This window comes from Pseudomonas gessardii (genome assembly GCF_001983165.1).
GTDB lineage: Bacteria > Pseudomonadota > Gammaproteobacteria > Pseudomonadales > Pseudomonadaceae > Aquipseudomonas > Aquipseudomonas gessardii.
Genome location: NZ_MNPU01000006.1, coordinates 94893 through 115479, shown reverse-complemented (window position 1 = coordinate 115479; position 20587 = coordinate 94893). Strand labels below are relative to the sequence as shown.

Below are 20587 nucleotides of genomic sequence, written 5' to 3'. Positions count from 1 at the left end.
TTAGTCGACACCTTAGAAGCCCATAGGTCTTGGTAATGAGCAATGGGTATCTGTTCAGTGCAGGAGACGGCAGATGGAGCTTGTGTGGGCTACTGAGGATTTCGTAATTGCCGGGCAGCCCTATGCGGGGTTCACGCTTGTTGTAGATGGCCTTGTGCAGCAGAATTTCCCGCAGCTTCGACCAATGCTCATCACTGAACAGTAATCGGGGCATTGCAAGCTCGTATTGGGGGGGTGAGAACTATAACGATACGATCTTGTTCATATATATCAATGACTTAGATAGAAACGGGAACAGCCCTCAGGAATGCCAACAGAAACGGGCAAAGCAAATTCATAGAAAGCTGGATGTAGATTTAAGCGTGACACAAAAAATCCGATGCCCGAACAGGCACCGGATTTTATTTCATAAAGCCAACAGTCAGATCATAAGCACAGCTGCTTGACATCAGACACGTCTGCCAGATGCCTCTTTGAGCTACTGCCGATTGGCGACTTCAAGATCCGCCTCATCCTGCCCGAGGCCAGAGAGATGAGTGCCGTTGATCATCGGCCCATAACGGCTGCTGAATTCCCAGTTGTAGGGCACGTGGTCTTTGCTGGTCCCGTTGTCCCAATTTACCGACCAGGTCATCAGGCCCTTGATCGACACGCCTTTGTCGTACAAACGCTTGAATGCATTGGTCACGGCTGTGGGGTTGATCACATAACCGGTGGCGGCCGCGTCGACGTTGGCGGGGAGGCCAATGACGAACTTGTCCGCTGGGATCTTGGTAAACCCGCGCGTTCCGCTCACCAGACTTTCGGTCAGGTAAAACAGGAAATCCTCTTTCATCGCGTCGTTGTTCTGGGCAATCCAGGCGCCGTTGCCGTTGTTGACCTCTTGCACCCAGATCCCGTCGCCACCCTGGTTGTAATATTGCGGGGCGATGAAGTCGTAATAGCCTTCCAGCGCCTGGATGTAACCGACGTATTTGCCGGCAGTGGTCAGGTACGGAAACTCCGGCGCCATACTGATGATGAAGTGTTTGCCTTCACCTGCGTAGTGGTCCTTGACCAGTTTCAACGCGGCGGGCAGGACAGTCTTGTTGTCGGCGAAATCAATCGCGCTCTGTTCAAGATCGATATCCAGGCCATCAAAGCCATAGGTTTCCACCAGGCGGATAATCTCGTTGGCCAGTGGTTGTTCGTTGCCTTTATGCAGCTCGATGTGCGCATCGGCGCCGCCAAGGGAAATCAACACCGCTCTGCCCTGGCTGTTCAGCACGCCCACCTGGCGGCGGAACTCGGCGTCGGACAGGTTGTACGGCTTGAAGGTTGGGATACCGTTGCCCTTCATGAAGGCCACGGCCACCACGCTGTAATCCCTTGGTACGTCGACCAGGTTCATGTTGGCGAACTGGCCACGCTGGTAGCCGTCGCTTGGGCCGGCAGGCCAGTTGTGCCAGAAGCCCATGAGGATCTTTTTGCCGGCAATGCTCGGCATCAGCGAAGCAGCATCGCTCAGCGGTGATTTCAGTAAGGTAAAGTCAATCTTTGACATGTTCTAATCCTTCAGAACGTGTGGGTTTAACGGCGCGGGCTTATTTGAAGTCCACGTCGAAGGCTTGATAAAAGGCGTTGCCAGTGTTGGCGACGATCCACATCAACACGATCACATGCTGGCCCTTTTTGTTAGCCGGCAGTTTCACTTCGTGATTGACCTTGGCCTTCAGTTCCCCTGCATGGCTGTAGTACGGCACCTGGGTATAGAAGTCTTCGGCGAACGGCTGGGTTTCCAGTTGTGCACGGGTAATGCGCTGTTTCGGATCCCAGCCATCCTTGGTGATCAGCCAGCGATAGCCACGGGTGGTATGCGCTGCGGTGTATTCCCAGGTGACCTTGAAGGTCTGACCCGGGTCGACATTGAGCAGCGGCCAGGTGAAGGCGCGGTTGAGTTTCTTGGCCATTTCCTCGTTGGTGAAGTTGATGCAGTCACGGGCATCGGTCTTGCCGCCGCTGAGGATGAAGCCGTCGGCTGGTGGGGTGACGCTGTCACTGTCGGTTTGATAAGGCGCCGGGAACGGACCGGCAACCAATGCCGGGAAGTTCTTGCCGCCTTCCATTTCATTGACCTGCCAGGTAGCCAACAGGCCGAGATCCACGGCGACTGCGCCACGGCTGGAAGGGGACGTGACACGACCATGGCGAAGAGGTGTCTGGGTTTGTGGTTTGTTCATGTGTTACTCCATTGAGATTGATTAAGAACTCTCCTTTCTTGAAGGAGAGGACTTCAAACTAACGGAGTTACTTTTTTTTTCCACAGGCCCATTTTTCACTCATTTTCGTTTCATGAGAGCACCGACCTGAAAATACTGGATATAAAACCAGTATTATGGAAATAACCTACGCGACTAAAGGTCGATTTCCTACAAAACTAGGCGCAAATCAACACAGTCTCTCTCGTAAATCGCCTTATCCCGTTCGTAAGGGATGGCCATTTGCATGGGATGAAGCATTGGTCTGGGCGCGCGGGATAGCAGTGGGGCGATGCAGTTTTGGAATCGGCTTTATCGCTTCCTCAAAGCATCAGGTAATGCCAGGAATCGCAGATCAGTTGGTCGCGACCAAAGCGGCGAGCGTGCTCGGCAACGTAATGCCAGCCAGTCGCCCTGTCGCGCCAAGCAACGCGCAATTTTTATGTTCTGTCCGCATCGAGGTGCAAGACGGAATGCCTCCGAGCTCTATCAGTTGCTGACGGACGCTGGTGTTGAAGAGATCGAAATCGGATGAGATAAAATTCGGCTTACCTTTTGAGTCCATGTCGTTAGGCTACTGACTATCGAAGCCACTTTTGTTCGCGATGGCATAGCCCCAGTTCCGGAGTTCGTTCTTCTGAAGGATAGGATCACTACCTACAAACATGATTGCCATCATGGCCTAACCTCCACTTCAGACGAACGCACAAAGGAGGAGGTTGCCGAAGACTTGCTACGGGGCAGCTTGGTAGTCACACACTCGTTCCACGCGTAAAAAATTTTAGAAACAGTTAGATTAGGTAAGTGACTGACTTATGGACGATAAACTACATGTAACCGTTAGCAAGGCTCCAGAACCAATGAGCGACTCTCCAGTGGACGTATCCAACACCCTCGACACCGGGCGAGCCACCCAGTTGGCCCAGGCGCTGCGCACCGAGTTGCGCAAGGCGGTGATTGGCCAGGATGCCGTGATCGATGACGTACTGACCGCGCTGATCGCCGGCGGCCATGTGCTGCTCGAAGGCGTTCCCGGCCTGGGTAAAACCTTACTGGTGCGTGCCCTCGCCCGCTGCTTTGACGGCGACTTCGCACGCATCCAGTTCACCCCGGACCTGATGCCCAGTGATGTGACCGGGCATGCCGTGTACGACTTGCATACCGAACAGTTCAAGCTGCGCAAGGGGCCGTTGTTCACCCACTTGCTGCTGGCGGACGAGATCAACCGGGCCCCGGCAAAAACCCAGGCCGCCCTGCTCGAAGCCATGCAGGAGCGCCAGGTCACCCTCGAAGGCGAAGCCCTGCCCATCGGCCAGCCCTTTATGGTGCTGGCCACCCAAAACCCTATCGAACAGGAAGGCACCTACCCGCTACCGGAGGCCGAGCTCGACCGGTTCATGCTCAAGGTGCGCATGGACTACCCCGAGGCCCGGCAGGAGCTGGAAATGGTACGCGAAGTGACCCGCTCATCCCGCGCCGACATGCTCGACGTACAGCCTCTGCGCACTGTGCTACAGGCTGATGACGTCTTGCTGTTGCAGCAGGTCGCCAGTGAGCTGCCCCTGGATGAGCAGGTACTCGACTACGCCGTGCGCCTGGCCCGCACCACCCGGACCTGGCCCGGCCTGGCCTTGGGTGCCGGGCCTCGCGCCTCCATTGCCCTGGTCCGTGGTGCCCGCGCCCGCGCCTTGCTGCGTGGCGGCGAATTCGTGACCCCGGACGACATCAAAGGCTGCGCGCTGGCGGTGTTGCGCCATCGGGTACGTATCGCCCCGGAGCTGGATATCGAGGGCCTGGAGGTGGATCAGGTACTGACCCAGTTGCTCGACCAAGTGCCGGCGCCACGCCAGTGACCTGCCCATGAGACCCACTCGCCTGTTGCTAACCTGGCTCGCGGTGTTGTTGGGCCTGAACATCGCCCTCGGAACGGCCATGGCCCTGCAACTCAACGTGCCGGCCGCCCTGCACTCCGTAGCCTGGGGCCTGCTCCTGGCGCTGTTCTTGCTGGCATTGCTCGACGCCGCCCGCCTGAAGCGCCGCCCCTCGCCACGCCTGCGGCGGCAAATGCCAGGCAGCCTGGCCTTGGGGCGCTGGAGCGAGGTGAGGATCACCCTGGAGCACGACTATCCACAGCCACTGGCCCTGGAAGTGTTTGATCACGTGCCGGACGGTTTGAGCGTGCAGAACCTGCCGCAGTCCATCGCCCTGCACCCCGGCGAACACAGCACGCTGGGTTACCGCCTGCGCCCCTTGAGCCGTGGGCATTTCAGCTTTGAGCGCTGCGAGGTGCACCTGCCCAGCCCGCTTGGGTTATGGACCGCAAAACGCCAGGTGCCGGCCAAGGATGCCACCCGGGTCTATCCAGATTTTGCCCGCCTGTACGGTGCCCAGTTACTGGCAGTGGACAACTGGCTCAGCCAACTGGGTGTGCGTCAGCGCCAACGGCGTGGCCTGGGCCTGGAGTTTCACCAACTGCGGGAATTTCGCGAGGGCGACAGCCTGCGCCAGATCGACTGGAAGGCCACGGCACGACAACGTACGCCGATCGCCCGGGAATACCAGGATGAACGCGACCAACAGATTGTCTTCATGCTCGATTGCGGCCGACGGATGCGCAGCCAGGACGGCGAACTGTCCCATTTCGACCACGCCCTCAACGCCTGCCTGCTGCTCAGCTACGTGGCCTTGCGCCAGGGCGATGCCGTGGGCCTGTGTACCTTCGCCTGCGACCAGCCGCGCTACCTGGCACCGGTCAAGGGCAGTGGCCAGTTGAACCAGCTGCTCAACGCCGTATACGACCTGGACACCACCCGGCGCGCGGCCGACTACCAGGCCGCGGCCAACCAACTGCTGGCCCGCCAGAAGCGCCGGGGCCTGGTGATTGTGGTGACCAATCTGCGGGATGAGGACGATGAGGATCTGCTGACGGCGGTCAAGCGCATCAGCCGCCAGCACCGGGTGTTGGTGGCAAGCCTGCGCGAGGAAGTGCTGGATCAATTGCGCCAGGCACCCGTGCAAACCCTGCCTGAAGCGCTGGCCTACTGTGGCAGCGTCGACTACCTCAATGCCCGGGAAGAACTCCATGATCGCCTGAAGGCGCAGGGCCTGGCGGTACTGGATGCTCATCCGTCCGAACTGGGCGCCGACCTGGTAACCCGTTACCTGGGCTGGAAAAAAGCCGGCGTGTTATGAAGGGCACATGACCCTAGGCCGAAGCCTGTAAGGGGTCAAAGCTGAAGTACTGCACCAGAGCAACGATCAGTTGCCCGTACTCGGCGGGCGCCTGCAACAGGATGAACCCCGAATCGTAATGCTGGGGGTTGATATCTTCACGGCTCCACAGGCAGGTGGCAGTGAAGTCAACGGCATGCACTGCCCCCTCCGGTCCGGGGATTTTCAAGCGCAGCTCAAAATCCACGTCGACCATCATGGGTAATTGACTGACCAGCATCAGTCCTTCATTGGAGATGTTGCCCAGGTAACCGATGGGTTTGTCCGTGAAGCGGTTGAACACCTGTAGAAAACAGGGCAACTGGTGCCGTTCAATCCGTCGGTCCTTAAACATGATGAGATCGCCGTCCAATAGTCATGACTCAGGCCGCCCCTGTGATTCGGACCGCAGCGCTGCCAGCAACGACCCTTCGCGCCCCGAATCGCGGTGCAACAGCAGCTTCTGCCCTGTCACTTACCTGCGCCGAAGTCGGGCTTTGTATCTGTTTGAATTGAAAGTTGTACAAACAGACATTCAAAGAATAGCCCAACTCTGGCAAGAGGCCAGCTATGAAATGATAAATGCCATCATAAGGCTGCTGGCCGCGCTCGTGCCGTGCTTGCACCCGGGTAGTGCCCCAGCTGTTGCAGCGTATCCAGGCGGGCGCGAGCACGGTACGCGTATTCGCTCGAAGGGTACTGGCTGATGATGAACTGATAGGTCTGTACTGCATCCACAAATAGCTTCTGCCGCTCCAGGCACTGCCCACGCAGCATCGAGACTTCCGGTTGTACGTAGCGACGGGACCGGCTTTCACGGTCGACCTGGGACAACTCCAGCGTGACCCGTTCGCAGTCACCCACATTGTAGGCACGGTAGGCATTGTTCAAATGATGGTCCATCGACCAACGGGTACAGCCGACAACACTGACGGCCAGGGCAGCAATGATCAAAACTCGCATGGGTGTTCTCCTGTCTTGAGCAGTGTATCGACCCTTGGGCGAAAATCTTCAAGGTTGTTCGTCCAGCGCCATAGACTGAAAACAGGCGAATCGACAATAAGTAGTGCAAACGAACAATGACTACAGCCAAAGAGCATAGTAGCCTTCCCCAGCGCTAGAACTCAGGAGTCCGTGCATGTCCGTCCGTCGTACCAAAATCGTCGCCACCCTTGGCCCGGCCAGTAACTCGCCGGAAGTCCTCGAACAGCTGATTCTGGCTGGCCTGGACGTTGCCCGTCTGAACTTCTCCCACGGCACCCCGGACGAGCACAAGGCTCGCGCCAAGCTGGTACGTGACCTCGCCGCCAAGCATGGCCGCTTCGTCGCGCTGCTGGGTGACCTGCAAGGTCCGAAAATCCGTATCGCCAAATTTGCCAACAAGCGCATCGAGCTGAAGATTGGTGACAAATTCACCTTCTCCACCAGCCATCCGCTGACCGAAGGCAACCAGCAGGTCGTGGGTATCGACTACCCGGACCTGGTGAAAGACTGCGGCGTCGGTGACGAGCTGCTGCTGGACGACGGCCGCGTGGTCATGCGTGTCGACACCGCCACCGTCACCGAGCTCAACTGCACTGTGATCATCGGCGGCCCGCTGTCCGACCACAAAGGCATCAACCGTCGCGGTGGTGGCCTGACTGCACCGGCCCTGACCGAAAAAGACAAGGCTGACATCAAGCTCGCCGCCGAAATGGAAGTGGACTACCTCGCCGTATCCTTCCCACGCGACGCTGCCGACATGGAATACGCCCGCCAACTGCGCGACGAAGCCGGCGGCACCGCCTGGCTGGTAGCGAAGATCGAGCGCGCCGAAGCCGTGGCCGACGACGAAACCCTCGACGGCCTGATCAAGGCGTCCGATGCAGTGATGGTTGCCCGTGGCGACCTCGGCGTGGAAATCGGTGACGCTGAACTGATCGGCATCCAGAAAAAAATCATCCTGCACGCACGCCGCCACAATAAAGCAGTGATCGTTGCGACCCAGATGATGGAGTCGATGATCCAGAACCCGATGCCGACCCGTGCCGAAGTGTCCGACGTGGCTAACGCCGTGCTCGACTACACCGACGCCGTGATGCTCTCGGCGGAAAGCGCTGCCGGCCCGTACCCGCTGGAAGCGGTCCAGGCCATGGCGCGTATCTGTGTCGGCGCGGAAAAGCACCCGACCAGCAAGACCTCCAGCCACCGTATCGGCAAGGTCTTTGAAAGCTGCGACCAGAGCATCGCCCTGGCCGCCATGTACACCGCCAACCACTTCCCGGGTGTAAAGGCGATCATCGCCCTGACCGAAAGTGGCTACACGCCGTTGATCATGTCGCGTATCCGTTCCTCGGTCCCGATCTACGCGTTCTCCCCGCACCGCGAAACCCAGGCCCGCGCGGCCATGTTCCGTGGCGTCTACACCGTACCGTTCGACCCGGCGTCGCTGCCGCCCGAGCAAGTCAGCCAGGCTGCCATCGACGAGCTGCTCAAGCGTGGTGTGGTAGAGAAAGGCGATTGGGTGATCCTGACCAAGGGTGACAGCTACCACACCATTGGTGGCACCAACGGCATGAAGATCCTGCACGTTGGCGACAAGATGGTCTGAGTGACCTGCTGAAGAACAAAAGCCCTGGCATGTGAGTGCCGGGGCTTTTTGCATTTCAGATCATGGTGTTGGGGTGGCTGGATTGGCGCTATCGCGGGCAAGCCCGCTCCCACAGTTGAAATGCATTCCCATGTGGGAGAGGGCTTGCCCGCGATAGCGTCAGTCCAGCCACTTCAGTTTCAGCGCCGGGCAATAAACCCCGACAACGCCGCAATCGCCTCCGGCGACCGCAACCTTTGGGTAAACAATGCACCCTCCGCCTCAATCACCTGGCGCAACTGCTCGCGGTCGACGTTTTTCATCAACTGCTTGCTGATTTGTACTGCCCCCGGCGCCAGAGTCTCGAAACGCTCGGCCACCTCCCGCGCCTTGGCCAAGGCGGCTTCGCCGCTGTCCAGCGCTTGTGTCGCAATCCCCCACTGCGCAGCCTGCTCCCCGCTGAACCCTTCGCCCAACAGCAACAACTCAGCGGCTTTCGCATGCCCGAGCAAGCGCGGCAGGATCAGGCTGGAGCCAAATTCCGGGCACAGCCCCAGGTTGACGAACGGCATGCGCAACCGGGCATCACGGCTGACATACACCAGGTCGCAATGCAGCAACAGCGTGGTGCCAATGCCCACCGCAGCGCCGGCCACGCCGGCAATCACCGGTTTGCGACAATTAAGCAAGCTTTTCATGAAGAGGAACTGTGGGCTGTCCAGGTCCGTGGGCGGTTGTTGCAAGAAGTCGCCAATGTCGTTGCCGGCGGTAAAACACTCGCAGCTGCCCTGGATCAGCACCGCATTGACCGTGTTATCGGCATCAGCCTGCTCCAACGCCTCGGCCAACTGGTAGTACATGGCACGGGTCAGGGCATTTTTCTTGTCGGGGCGGTTGAACTGCAGGATCAGCAGTCCACGGTCACGTTCCAGCAAAATGGCGTCGGTCATGGTGAGTCTCGCAGGTAGACATCAGCGTTCAACCACGGGGCAGGAACACATCGGCCAGCAGTTGATTACGCGGCAAGCCAGCCAGGAACAGGCGCTTGGAAAAGGCCTCGACACTGCTGGGGTGCCCGCAGAGTAAGGCCAGGGTTTGCCGGGAAACAAGCCGCAGTTGCGCCAAAGCACCGGCCAACTGCGCCGCCGTCCACAACTCGACGGTGAGGTTGCCATGGCTGGTCACGAGCTGGGCCAGGGGCTCGGCCAGATAATGGCCGCCCGTCTCATGGGCCAGGTGAATCACGCGGATGGCGCCCTGGTGGTCCTGGCGCAGGGCTTCGCGCAACACCCCCCACAACGGGCCCAGGCCGGTGCCGGATGCCAGCAGCCACAATGGCCGGGCTTGCCAGTCAGGATCATAGTGCAACGCCCCGCCGCGCAACTCCCCCAGGCGTAGCTGATCACCGGCCTGTAGCTGCCGGGCAAGATCGCTGAACTCGCCGGGCAAGCGACAATCGAGGTGGAATTCCAGGAACGGATCGTCCTGGGGCAGGCTGGCCAGGGAATAAGGCCGCGCCACCGCGCCGGCCCACAACACCAAGTGCTGGCCGGCCCGGTAACGCAGCCCACGTTCCGGTTGCAGGCGCAGGCGCAACACCGTCGGGCTCAACCAGTCTGTGCCCAGCACCGTTGCCGCCGTGCCGTCGCGCAAGGGATCAAAGGCTTCAACCTGCACATCGCCCGTGACCTGGCATTGGCAGGCCAGGCGCCAGCCGTCCTGGCGCTGGGCCGGGCTCAGGGCGTCGGGTTGCTTGTCCTCGACCTCGCCCCGACAACGCACCAGGCAGGCATGGCAACTGCCCGCCCGGCAACTGTAGGGCACGGCCACACCGGCCTGGTTCAAGGCGTCCAGCAGATTGCTGCCGGTGGCGACCGACCACTGGCGTTCGCCGACGTGCAGTTCAGGCATGAAAGCTCTCGAATCAAAATGTACGATCACTGTAACTGCTTTTTATAGGCGCCGGCTGGTCGGCGCCTGCCGGTTCGCAATCGGTAGAGTTTGACCATCGTCGGGTGTATCGGCCATCGCACCGGGTTATACTGCCGCGCCTTTTTAGCGTCGCGCCAGCACTACCCGGCGTGCCTTGGAAAAGGTGGCTTCAGCGACCGATACCCCCATCTGAAGCCACCTTTATTGAATGTTCCCTTATAGAGGAGCGCGACTCATGACCGTGATCAAGCAAGACGACCTGATTCAGAGCGTTGCCGACGCCCTGCAATTCATTTCCTACTACCACCCCGTTGACTTCATCCAGGCGATGCACGAGGCCTACCTGCGCGAAGAATCGCCGGCTGCCCGTGACTCCATGGCGCAGATCCTGATCAACTCGCGCATGTGTGCCACCGGCCACCGCCCGATCTGCCAGGACACCGGGATCGTCACCGTGTTCGTGCGCGTGGGTATGGATGTGCGCTGGGATGGCGCCACCATGGGCCTGGACGACATGATCAACGAAGGCGTGCGTCGCGCCTACAACCTGCCGGAAAATGTCCTGCGCGCCTCGATCCTCGCCGACCCGGCCGGCGCGCGCAAAAACACCAAGGACAACACCCCGGCCGTGATCCACTACTCCATCGTCCCGGGTAACACCGTGGAAGTGGACGTGGCCGCCAAGGGCGGTGGTTCCGAGAACAAGTCGAAAATGGCCATGCTCAACCCGTCCGACTCCATCGTCGACTGGGTGCTCAAGACCGTACCGACCATGGGCGCCGGCTGGTGCCCACCGGGCATGCTCGGTATTGGTATCGGCGGCACCGCCGAGAAAGCCGCCGTCATGGCCAAGGAAGTGTTGATGGAATCCATCGACATCCACGAGCTGAAAAAGCGCGGCCCCTCCAACCGTATCGAAGAGATGCGCCTGGAGCTGTTCGAGAAGGTCAACCAACTGGGGATCGGCGCCCAGGGCCTGGGTGGCCTGACCACCGTGCTCGACGTGAAGATCATGGATTACCCGACCCACGCCGCCTCCCTGCCGGTGTGCATGATCCCCAACTGCGCCGCCACCCGTCACGCGCACTTCGTGCTCGACGGTTCCGGTCCGGCCTCGCTCGAAGCGCCACCGCTGGACGCGTACCCGCAAATCGTCTGGGAAGCCGGCCCGTCGGCGCGCCGCGTCAACCTCGACACCCTGACCCCGCAAGACGTACAAAGCTGGAAACCGGGCGAAACCGTACTGCTCAATGGCAAGATGCTCACCGGTCGCGACGCGGCGCACAAGCGCATGGTCGAGATGCTGAACAAGGGTGAAACCCTGCCGGTGGACCTCAAGGGTCGTTTCATCTACTACGTCGGCCCGGTCGATCCGGTGCGCGAAGAAGTGGTTGGCCCGGCTGGCCCGACCACTGCTACGCGGATGGACAAGTTCACCCGCCAGATCCTCGAACAAACCGGCCTGTTGGGCATGATCGGCAAATCCGAGCGCGGCCCGACCGCCATCGAAGCGATCAAGGACCACAAGGCCGTGTACCTGATGGCCGTGGGCGGCGCGGCTTACCTGGTGGCGCAAGCGATCAAGCAGTCGCGCGTGGTGGCCTTCGCCGAACTGGGCATGGAAGCGATCTACGAGTTTGACGTCAAGGACATGCCGGTCACTGTTGCCGTCGACAGCAAGGGCGAGTCGGTCCACATCACCGGTCCTGCTATCTGGCAGCAAAAGATCAGTGAGAGCCTGGCGGTAGAAGTGCAGTAAGCCCCCTCCTGCAGAGATAAAGGCGACTGTGGCTGCATGCCACAGTCGCCTTTTTTTGTGGGAGCGGGCTTGCCCGCGATGCAGGCGCCTCGGTGTCTCAGTAACACCAAGGTGATGCTATCGCGGGCAAGCCTGCTCCCACACAAGCTCACTCGCCACAAGTACTGCGCATGTTATGGTGCTCGCCCCCTACTGCAGCTGTTCATTCTCGTATGATCGCGATCCCTCGCCCATTGCGTTTGACCTTCTACTCCCTGCTGATTATCGCCGGCGCCGTCCTGGCCGCCGCCCTCGCCATGCGCCAGGCTGAACGCCAGGCCCTGGTGGACGACGCCGGCCGCGCGAACCAGCAGTTGGCGCTGTATGCCAACTCCCTGCACACCCTGATTGAACGTTACCGCGCCCTGCCCGCCGTGCTGGCCCTGGACTCGGAAATGATCCGCGCCCTGAAAGGCCCGCTGGATCCGGCAACCCAGGACGTGCTCAACCATAAACTGGAACGCATCAACGGTGCCGCGCAGTCGTCGACCCTGGAGTTGATGGACCGCACCGGCCTGGCCGTGGCGGCCAGCAACTGGCGCCTGCCCAGCAGCTATGTCGGCCACAACTATGCGTTTCGCCCCTATTTCAGCCAGACCCGCAGCCAGGGCACCGGGCGCTTTTATGCGGTGGGGGTGACCACCGGGATTCCGGGGTACTTCCTCTCCAGCGCGGTGCTGGATGAGCAGGAGCAGTTTCTCGGCGCCATGGTGGTGAAACTGGAGTTCCCGGAGCTGGAGCGCGAATGGGCCCAGGGCGATGACCTGCTGCTGGTCAGCGATGCCCGGGGCATTGTGTTTATCGCCAATAAACCCGGATGGCGATACCGCAACCTGCGCCCGTTGTCGGCCAACGACCACGCCGAACTGCAGGCCACCCGTCAATACGACAAAAAACAACTGCTGCCCCTGGACACCCAGACCCTGCAGCGTTTTGACGAAAACAGCCATCTGATGCGCGTGGCCGGGCCCGAAGGCAACGCCGACTACATCTGGGAATCCCTGCCCCTCAAAGCCGAAGGCTGGACCCTGCACCTGCTGCGCAAGCCTCAGGTGGCCTTTGAAGACCAGCGCAACGCCGGCCTCGCCGCAGCAGGCCTGTGGTTGACCCTGGTGTTCCTGGTGCTGTTCCTCAGCCAGCGCTGGCGCCTGGCCCGTTTGCGCCAGCGTAGCCGCGAAGAACTGGAGCGCCTGGTGGAGGAACGCACCCGCGCCTTGCGCACCGCCCAGGATGGCCTGGTGCAATCGGCCAAGCTGGCGGCGCTGGGGCAGATGTCTGCGGCCCTGGCCCATGAAATCAACCAGCCACTGACCGCCCAGCGCATGCAACTGGCCACCTTGCGCCTGTTGCTCGATCACGGGCGCATCGATGACGCCTACCAGGCGCTGACGCCGTTGGACGACATGCTCACCCGCATGGCTGCCCTCACTGGCCATCTGAAAACCTTCGCCCGTAAAAGCCCCAGCGGCCTACGCGAACGCCTGGACCTGGCGACCGTGGTCGATCAGTCCCTGCACTTGCTCGACGCGCGCCTGCGCGACGAAGCCATCGGCACCGTGCTCGACCTGACCCGCCCGGCCTGGGTGCGCGGCGATGCCATCCGCCTGGAACAAGTGCTGATCAACCTGCTACGCAATGCCCTGGATGCCATGGCCAACAAGCCGCGCAAACGCCTGGAAATCCGCCTGCATGCCGATCAACAACTGTGGCACCTGAGCGTCAGTGACAGCGGCGGCGGCATTGCCGAGGAACACCTGAACAATGTGTTCGACCCGTTCTTCACCACCAAGCCGGTGGGTGACGGGCTCGGGCTCGGGTTGGCGGTGTCGTACGCTATCGTGCATGAACTGGGCGGGCGTCTGAGTGCTGCCAATCAGGACGACGGCGCCGTCTTTACCCTGACCCTGCCCATCGCGCTGGAGGCGCCGGACCTATGCTCAACGCAGTGATCGTGGTGGATGACGAGGCCAGCATCCGCACGGCCGTGGAACAGTGGCTGAGCCTCTCCGGGTTCGCCGTGCAGCTGTTCAGCCGTGCCGAGGACTGCCTGGCCCACCTGCCCAGGGATTTTCCCGGGGTGATTCTCAGCGATGTGCGCATGCCGGGCCTCAGCGGCCTGGAGCTGCTGGCCGAGGTGCAACGGCGCGATGGCGACCTGCCGGTGATCCTGCTGACCGGTCATGGCGACGTGCCCATGGCCGTCGAAGCCATGCGCGACGGGGCCTACGACTTCCTGGAAAAGCCCTTCAGCCCCGACGCCCTGCTCGCCAGCCTGCGCCGGGCCCTGGACAAGCGCGGGCTGATCCTGGAAAACCGCCGCCTGCACCAACAGGCCGATCATCGGGCCAAACTGGAGTCAAGCCTGCTCGGGGTGTCGCGCAGCCTGCAGAACCTGCGACGCCAGGTGCTGGACCTTGCGGCCTTGCCGGTCAACGTACTGATCCGCGGCGAGACCGGCAGCGGCAAGGAACTGGTCGCCCGTTGCCTGCATGACTTCGGGCCCCGGGCGAAGAAGCCGTTTGTCGCGCTCAACTGTGCGGCGATTCCCGAGCAACTGTTTGAAGCCGAACTGTTCGGCCATGAAAGCGGCGCCTTCACCGGCGCCCAGGGCAAGCGGATCGGCAAGCTGGAGTACGCCGACGGCGGTACGCTGTTTCTCGATGAGATCGAAAGCATGCCCCTGGCCCAGCAGGTGAAGCTGCTGCGGGTGTTGCAGGAACAGAAGCTGGAGCGCCTGGGCTCGAACCAGAGCATCAAGGTCGACCTGCGCATCATCGCCGCGACCAAGCCCGACCTGCTGGACGAAGCCCGTGCCGGGCGTTTTCGCGAAGACCTGGCCTACCGCCTGACCGTGGCGCAACTGCGCCTGCCGCCGCTACGTGAGCGCCGCGAAGATATCCCGCTGCTGTTCGAGCACTTTACCCAGGGCGCCGCCGAACGCCTGGGCCGCGAGGCCGCGCCCCTCAGCGGGCCGCAGCTGGGGCGGCTGCTCAGCCATGACTGGCCCGGTAACGTGCGCGAACTGGCCAACGTTGCCGAACGCCAGGTGCTGGGCCTGGGCGAGCCGGAGCCGGAAGGTATCGAAGCCGGGCAATCCCTGGCGGCGCAGCAGGAAGCGTTCGAGGCCCATTGCCTCAAAGCCGCGCTGACCCGGCACAAGGGCGATATCAAGGCGGTGCTGGCCGAGTTGCAACTGCCACGGCGTACCTTCAATGAAAAGATGCAGCGCCATGGCCTGACCCGGGAAGCCTTTCTCTAACCCGATCGTTCCCACGCTCCGCGTGGGAATGCAGCCCAGGACGCTCCGCGTCCGTGACGCAGAGCGTCACAGGAAGCGTTCCCACGCAGAGCGTGGGTACGATCAAAGATGCAGCGCCATGGCCTGACCCGGGAAACCTTTCTCTAACCCGATCGTTCCCACGCTCCGCGTGGGAATGCAGCCCAGGACGCTCCGCGTCCGTGACGCAGAGCGTCACAGGAAGCGTTCCCACGCAGAGCGTGGGTACGATCAAAGATGCAGCGCCATGGCCTGACCCGGGAAACCTTTCTCTAACCCGATCGTTCCCACGCTCCGCGTGGGAATGCAGCCCAGGACGCTCCGCGTCCGTGACGCAGAGCGTCACAGGAAGCGTTCCCACGCAGAGCGTGGGTACGATCAGCGTCGGCGGATTTCCGCTCATAAGCAAAAAACCATCAGCGATTTTCCGCTCAGAAATATCCGAAAACCCCTCTAGACCGGGCCCTCACCTACTTGGCACAGCTCCTGCTATAGCTCCAGCCAGGCTGCGCCCACGCGCGCTCCACAAAAACAATGACATATAAAGGATCCTTCAATGGATAACTCCAATTCCCTGCCCTTGGGGTCGGCGGCTGCGCCGGCGCAAGAACGCAGCACCTCCAGCCGCATCAAGTCGATCTTCAGCGGTTCGGTCGGCAACATGGTCGAGTGGTACGACTGGTACGTCTACGCCGCCTTCTCCCTGTACTTTGCCAAAGCCTTCTTCCCCAAGGGCGATACCACTGCCCAACTGCTCAACACCGCCGCGATCTTCGCCGTAGGCTTTTTGATGCGCCCGATCGGCGGCTGGCTGATGGGCCTCTACGCCGACCGCGCAGGCCGTAAAGCCGCGTTGATGGCTTCGGTACTGCTGATGTGCTTCGGCTCGCTGATCATTGCCCTGAGCCCGGGTTATGAAACCATCGGTGTCGGCGCACCGATCCTGCTGGTGTTTGCCCGCTTGCTGCAAGGCCTGTCGGTCGGTGGCGAATACGGCACCTCGGCCACCTACCTGAGTGAAATGGCGACCAAGGAACGTCGCGGTTTCTTCTCCAGCTTCCAGTATGTGACCCTGATCTCCGGCCAGCTCATCGCGCTGGCGGTGCTGATCGTGCTGCAACAGGTCCTCACCACCGAAGAGCTGTATGCCTGGGGCTGGCGTATCCCGTTTGCCATCGGTGCCCTGTGCGCGGTCGTGGCCCTGTACCTGCGTCGCGGCATGGAAGAAACCGAGTCGTTCACCAAGAAGGAAAAAGCCAAGGAAAGCGCGATGCGCACCTTGATGCGCCACCCCAAGGAACTGATGACCGTGGTCGGCCTGACCATGGGCGGCACCCTGGCCTTCTACACCTACACCACCTACATGCAGAAATACCTGGTGAACACCGTCGGCATGAGCATTTCCGACTCCACCACCATTTCGGCGGCCACGCTGTTCCTGTTCATGTGCCTGCAACCGATTATCGGTGGCCTGTCGGACAAGGTCGGTCGCCGACCGATCCTGATCGCCTTCGGCATCCTCGGTACGCTGTTCACCGTGCCGATCCTCACCACCCTGCACACCATCCAGACTTGGTGGGGGGCGTTCTTCCTGATCATGGCCGCGCTGATCATCGTCAGCGGCTACACCTCGATCAACGCCGTGGTGAAGGCCGAGCTGTTCCCTACCGAAATTCGCGCCCTGGGTGTCGGCCTGCCGTACGCACTGACCGTGTCGATCTTCGGCGGCACCGCCGAATACATCGCACTGTGGTTCAAGAGTGTCGGCATGGAGACCGGCTACTACTGGTACGTGACCGCTTGTATTGCCGTGTCGCTGGTGGTCTACGTGACCATGAAGGACACACGCAAGCATTCACGGATTACCACGGACTAAGCATTCGCCGGGTATAAAAAAGGGGCCATGTCATCGAGTGACATGGCCCCTTTTTTCATCCCGTCAGGACAGCTCTGCCAGCGGCTGGCGGCTATCCCTGCGCTGCACATACCAGGCACCGGCGATCATCACCAGCAGCACCGCCGCCAGCACCGCCGACGAGCCAACGGTGCCAAAGTCCAGGCCGCCCTTTTCGTAGGGCTTGGTCAAAAAATCCCCCAGGGTCGCGCCAAAGGGCCGGGTCAAGACAAACGCCACCCAGAACAGCACCACCGACGAAACCGTTGTGCAGTACTTGAGCGCCACCACCAGCAGGATGCTCGCGCCGATCAACAGGGCGCCGCCAGCAAAGCCCAGCCCCGAGTCGTCAGCCAAAAAGTCCCCCAGTGCCGTGCCCAGGGTGTTGGAGAGCAGGATCGCCACCCAGTAGAACAGCTCGCCGCGCGGGGTCTGCGCCTTGTTGACGTTCAGCGAGTTGCCGCTCAAGTGCCAGAGGGCGAAGACCATCAGCAACAGGACAATCAGGATCATCGAACCGGAGGCGTACCCCAGGCCCAGGGTACGGTCCATAAAGTCAGACATGGTGGTGCCCGCCGTGCTGGTCGACAGGATCACGATCCAGTACAGCACCGGGTTGTAGGTTTTCGACCATAACTGCGTCAGCAAGGTGATGAGGAACACGCTGAGCAGGATCATCGAGCTGATGGCATAGCCAACGTTCAAGGTCATCGACAACAAGTCCCCGGCGGTCTCGCCAAGGGTGGTCGCACAGATTTTCATGACCCAGAACGCCAGGGTAATCTGAGGAAGTTTATTCATTGTGCAGAAGGCTCCAGAGTTCAGTCTCGAAAGGCCGACTCATGGGGGGTATCGACCTGGCGTGCAGACTGGCCGTGCAGCTGTGAAAAATAGGTGGGCGATGGATGAAAATTCCATACAGCACCGCCAATCCGGTGGAAATCCGGCCCTTGGACCTGCACTATTGCGCTTTTCCCCGCCGTAGGAACCGCCGTCCATGCCTGACGATATCCATTTCTATGAACCCGCCAACGGCCATGGCCTGCCCCATGACCCGTTCAACGCCATCGTCGGCCCGCGCCCGATTGGCTGGATTTCGTCCCAGGACAACCAGGGCCGCCTGAACCTGGCGCCCTACAGTTTTTTCAACGCCTTTAACTACATCCCACCGATCATTGGTTTTTCCAGTGTCGGGCGCAAAGACAGCCTGAACAACATCGAACAGACCGGCGAGTTTGTCTGGAACCTGGCCACGCGCCCACTGGCCGAGCAGATGAACCAGAGCTGCGCCGCCGTTGCACCTGAGGTCAACGAGTTTGAACTGGCCGGGCTGACGCCGGTGGCGTCCAAGGTGATTGCGGTGCCACGGGTCGGCGAAAGCCCGGTGTCGTTCGAGTGCAAGGTTACGCAGATCATTCAGTTGCAGCGGGCTGACAAAGGGCTGGTCCCGAGCTGGCTGGTGCTCGGCGAAGTGGTTGCGGTGCATATCGCCAAATGGCTGCTCAAGGATGGGATCTACGACACTGCGGCGGCCGAGCCGATTCTGCGGGGTGGCGGCCCGGCGGATTATTTCCAGCTGGGGCCGCAAGCCCTGTTCAAGATGTACCGGCCAGGTGCCCACAAACCCTGATGGAAACCACCGTAAAAAATGTGGGAGCGGGCTTGCCCGCGATAGCGGTGGTTCAGTTAAGGCAAATCTGACTGAAACACCGCTATCGCAGGCAAGCCAGCTCCCACACTGATCGGGTTACCCCATTGGGATTGCGCTGTTCTTTAGTTTGCTGCAGCTGCCCAGGCCAGTTGGCCCTCTTCATCGATAGCGATCAAGCGCTCCAATTGCTGGGCCGCCGCATCGTCAGCGTCGTCGGCAGTCTTGAACCGTTGGCCATCGAGGATCTTGTGAAAGCGCGGGGCGCTCATGCCATCCAGGGCCTTGACGGCGATGGCGGCGCTATAGCCACCCTGGTCTTCGCGCACAAGGGCGGAAACAGCTTCGTGGTGGGCAAACTCTTTACGTGCCATGTTGCAGGTCCTGGCCAATGGAAAGTCGGCCATTCTAAACCCTAACCGGCCAGTTGCAGGTACTCGCCATAGGCATCCGGGGCAGATGCTTCGATGAAGGTCTGGAAGTCCATGCTGCGCACGACCCCGTCGTTCAACAACTCACTAAACAGCATCAGGGCTGGCGAGCTGAAGTAGGCGCTCATCGCCTGTTCGCTGCACCAGAAACCTGAAACCAACCATACGTCGGGGTCAACCTGGGAATGCTGCAACGAGAATTGCAGGCAACCCTGAGCCTGGCGACCCGGTTCGATCAAACGGCTCAAGCGCGCACCCAGTTCGGTGCTGCACCCACTGCGGGCACGGATAAAGGCCATATGGCTCGCGGGAATGGGGGTGGACATGTTCGACTCTCCCGTTGAGAAGTGATGCTCGGCAAACACGCTGAGGACGTGTTGCCACAGGATCAACGATACGGGCGCAGGCACTGGCAGGGTTAGTCGATTCCTGCCGGCTTATTGCACAATCCTGCCAGAAGCAGGGACACCCGGTTTGCCCCCAGGCTTTATGCCAGGGGCAGAGGCTTTGTTTCAGGCAGATGACAGGCCCTGTGCTTGCCTGATTCAAAAGGCGCCGCAGGATCAGGCAAGGATTGTGCAGAATCGACATAACACTGTTTACCCCGCCGCCGCTAAGCTGTGCCCATCAATGCAGCCTGCAGAGAACGCCCCATGTCGTCGCCCGAACAGCAGTCCATTCCCCTCGATACCGAGATGGAAAAACAGCGCGCCGAGCTGGCCAGTATCGTGCACCGGCATACCTGGGAAGACGGTTCCTACGGCACGGCGATCACCTCGCTGTACCTGAACCGCCACAATGCGCCGCGCGATTTCATGCCGGTGCTGGTGGAACCCGCCCTGTGCATCCTCGCCAACGGCAGCAAGGAAGTGCGCCTGGCCGATGAAATCTTTGCCTACGACCCACTCAACTACCTGGTGTTCTCGGTCGCGATGCCGGTAGCCGGGCGGGTTATCGATGCCACACCCGAAGACCCCAACCTGTCGATACGCATCAATCTCGACCCGGCGCAGTTGACCGCCTTGATTGTCGAAGCCGGCCCCATGGGCGTGCCCACGCGCCCGACAGCGCGCGGGATGTATGTCGACCGCATCGACACCCAGTTGCTCGACGCCGTACTACGCCTGGCACGCTTGCTGGATACACCCAAAGATATCGCGGTCCTGGCGCCGTTGATCAGCCGCGAAATCCTCTACCGTTTGTTGCGTGGGCCACAGGGCTATCGCCTGTACGAAATTGCCGTAGCCAATAGCCAAAGCCATCGGGTCAGCTGCGCAATCACCTGGTTGAACGGCCACTATGAGCAACCGCTGCGCATCGATGACCTGGCCAAGGAAGTGAATCTCAGCGTGTCGACCCTGCACCACCGCTTCAAGGCCATCACCGCCATGAGCCCGTTGCAGTACCAGAAGCAGTTGCGTTTGCAGGAGGCGCGCCGTCTGATGATCACCGAAGGCCTGGAAGCCTCGGCGGCGGGCTATCGGGTAGGGTATGAAAGCCCGTCGCAGTTCAGCCGGGAATATAGCCGGTTGTTTGGCGCGCCGCCGCTGAGAGATTTAGCCAGATTGCGCCAGAGTATCTGACCTACTGC

At 60.9% G+C, this 20587-nt stretch carries 18 protein-coding genes and 1 pseudogene; 10 read left to right on the top strand and 9 right to left on the bottom strand.

Annotated elements, in window-relative coordinates; all coding sequences use genetic code 11:
- The first annotated feature begins 73 nt into the window (after nt 1–73).
- Nucleotides 74–205 (top strand): hypothetical protein, encoded by a 132-nt coding sequence (locus tag BLL38_RS31845; RefSeq protein WP_428839098.1) that lies wholly within the window; start codon nt 74–76, stop codon nt 203–205.
- Nucleotides 206–541: 336 nt separating this feature from the next.
- Here the strand turns inward: BLL38_RS31845 and BLL38_RS06950 are convergent.
- Nucleotides 542–1543: pseudogene (locus tag BLL38_RS06950) on the bottom strand (chitinase); the annotation flags it as partial.
- Between the two features lie 40 nt (nt 1544–1583).
- Nucleotides 1584–2219 (bottom strand): lytic polysaccharide monooxygenase auxiliary activity family 9 protein, encoded by a 636-nt coding sequence (locus tag BLL38_RS06945; protein WP_076961887.1) that lies wholly within the window; start codon nt 2217–2219, stop codon nt 1584–1586.
- An 878-nt stretch (nt 2220–3097) separates the two neighbouring features.
- On the opposite strand from BLL38_RS06945, the gene BLL38_RS06935 reads away from it, so the two are divergent.
- A complete protein-coding gene (locus tag BLL38_RS06935; protein ID WP_076961885.1) occupies nt 3098–4090 on the top strand; it encodes an AAA family ATPase in 993 nt (330 codons plus the stop codon).
- Between the two features lie 7 nt (nt 4091–4097).
- Nucleotides 4098–5429: a DUF58 domain-containing protein gene (locus BLL38_RS06930; protein ID WP_076961884.1), complete on the top strand. Its 1332-nt coding sequence runs from the start codon at nt 4098–4100 to the stop codon at nt 5427–5429.
- Between the two features lie 13 nt (nt 5430–5442).
- Here BLL38_RS06930 and BLL38_RS06925 read toward each other — a convergent pair whose 3' ends face one another.
- Nucleotides 5443–5802, bottom strand: coding sequence for a PilZ domain-containing protein (locus tag BLL38_RS06925; protein WP_076961950.1), 360 nt, complete (start codon nt 5800–5802; stop codon nt 5443–5445).
- A gap of 233 nt (nt 5803–6035) precedes the next feature.
- The gene (locus tag BLL38_RS06920; RefSeq protein ID WP_076961883.1) at nt 6036–6410 is read right to left on the bottom strand and encodes a tol-pal system YbgF family protein; all 375 of its coding nucleotides are present in this window, start codon (nt 6408–6410) and stop codon (nt 6036–6038) included.
- 175 nt (nt 6411–6585) lie between these two features.
- On the opposite strand from BLL38_RS06920, the gene pyk reads away from it, so the two are divergent.
- Nucleotides 6586–8037 carry a pyruvate kinase gene (pyk, locus tag BLL38_RS06915; protein ID WP_076961882.1) on the top strand — a complete coding sequence of 484 codons (1452 nt, stop codon included), beginning with the start codon at nt 6586–6588 and terminating at the stop codon, nt 8035–8037.
- Nucleotides 8038–8216: 179 nt separating this feature from the next.
- On the opposite strand, the gene BLL38_RS06910 is transcribed toward pyk, so the two are convergent.
- Both BLL38_RS06910 and BLL38_RS06905 read right to left on the bottom strand, forming a co-directional pair.
- Nucleotides 8217–8966, bottom strand: coding sequence for an enoyl-CoA hydratase (locus BLL38_RS06910; RefSeq protein ID WP_076961881.1), 750 nt, complete (start codon nt 8964–8966; stop codon nt 8217–8219).
- A 28-nt stretch (nt 8967–8994) separates the two neighbouring features.
- The gene (locus tag BLL38_RS06905; RefSeq protein WP_076961880.1) at nt 8995–9927 is read right to left on the bottom strand and encodes an iron-sulfur-binding ferredoxin reductase; all 933 of its coding nucleotides are present in this window, start codon (nt 9925–9927) and stop codon (nt 8995–8997) included.
- A gap of 256 nt (nt 9928–10183) precedes the next feature.
- Between BLL38_RS06905 and BLL38_RS06900 the strand changes: the two genes are divergently transcribed.
- The 4 genes from BLL38_RS06900 to BLL38_RS06880 all read left to right on the top strand — a co-directional run bounded on the left by BLL38_RS06900 (nt 10184) and on the right by BLL38_RS06880 (nt 16899).
- Nucleotides 10184–11707, top strand: a complete 1524-nt coding sequence (locus BLL38_RS06900) for a fumarate hydratase (RefSeq protein ID WP_076961879.1) — start codon at nt 10184–10186, stop codon at nt 11705–11707.
- 212 nt (nt 11708–11919) lie between these two features.
- The gene (locus BLL38_RS06890; RefSeq protein WP_076961877.1) at nt 11920–13695 is read left to right on the top strand and encodes an ATP-binding protein; all 1776 of its coding nucleotides are present in this window, start codon (nt 11920–11922) and stop codon (nt 13693–13695) included.
- Complete coding sequence (locus BLL38_RS06885) at nt 13680–15005, top strand: sigma-54-dependent transcriptional regulator (protein ID WP_076961876.1); 1326 nt, start codon at nt 13680–13682, stop codon at nt 15003–15005. The genes BLL38_RS06890 and BLL38_RS06885 overlap by 16 nt, the downstream gene beginning before the upstream one ends.
- 574 nt (nt 15006–15579) lie before the next feature.
- A complete protein-coding gene (locus BLL38_RS06880) occupies nt 15580–16899 on the top strand; it encodes an MFS transporter (RefSeq protein WP_076961875.1) in 1320 nt (439 codons plus the stop codon).
- A gap of 63 nt (nt 16900–16962) precedes the next feature.
- On the opposite strand, the gene BLL38_RS06875 is transcribed toward BLL38_RS06880, so the two are convergent.
- On the bottom strand, nt 16963–17718 hold the full coding sequence (locus tag BLL38_RS06875; RefSeq protein WP_076961874.1) for a COG4705 family protein: 756 nt from the start codon (nt 17716–17718) through the stop codon (nt 16963–16965).
- A gap of 196 nt (nt 17719–17914) precedes the next feature.
- Here BLL38_RS06875 and BLL38_RS06870 point away from each other — a divergent pair, with 196 nt between their 5' ends.
- Nucleotides 17915–18547 carry a flavin reductase family protein gene (locus BLL38_RS06870; protein WP_076961873.1) on the top strand — a complete coding sequence of 211 codons (633 nt, stop codon included), beginning with the start codon at nt 17915–17917 and terminating at the stop codon, nt 18545–18547.
- A gap of 143 nt (nt 18548–18690) precedes the next feature.
- On the opposite strand, the gene BLL38_RS06865 is transcribed toward BLL38_RS06870, so the two are convergent.
- Together BLL38_RS06865 and BLL38_RS06860 are read right to left on the bottom strand one after the other, a co-directional pair.
- Nucleotides 18691–18972 carry a hypothetical protein gene (locus BLL38_RS06865; protein ID WP_076961872.1) on the bottom strand — a complete coding sequence of 94 codons (282 nt, stop codon included), beginning with the start codon at nt 18970–18972 and terminating at the stop codon, nt 18691–18693.
- An 8-nt stretch (nt 18973–18980) separates the two neighbouring features.
- The gene (locus BLL38_RS06860) at nt 18981–19322 is read right to left on the bottom strand and encodes an antibiotic biosynthesis monooxygenase family protein (protein ID WP_076961871.1); all 342 of its coding nucleotides are present in this window, start codon (nt 19320–19322) and stop codon (nt 18981–18983) included.
- A gap of 327 nt (nt 19323–19649) precedes the next feature.
- Between BLL38_RS06860 and BLL38_RS06855 the strand changes: the two genes are divergently transcribed.
- The gene (locus BLL38_RS06855; RefSeq protein WP_076961870.1) at nt 19650–20579 is read left to right on the top strand and encodes an AraC family transcriptional regulator; all 930 of its coding nucleotides are present in this window, start codon (nt 19650–19652) and stop codon (nt 20577–20579) included.
- Nucleotides 20580–20587 lie beyond the last annotated feature (8 nt).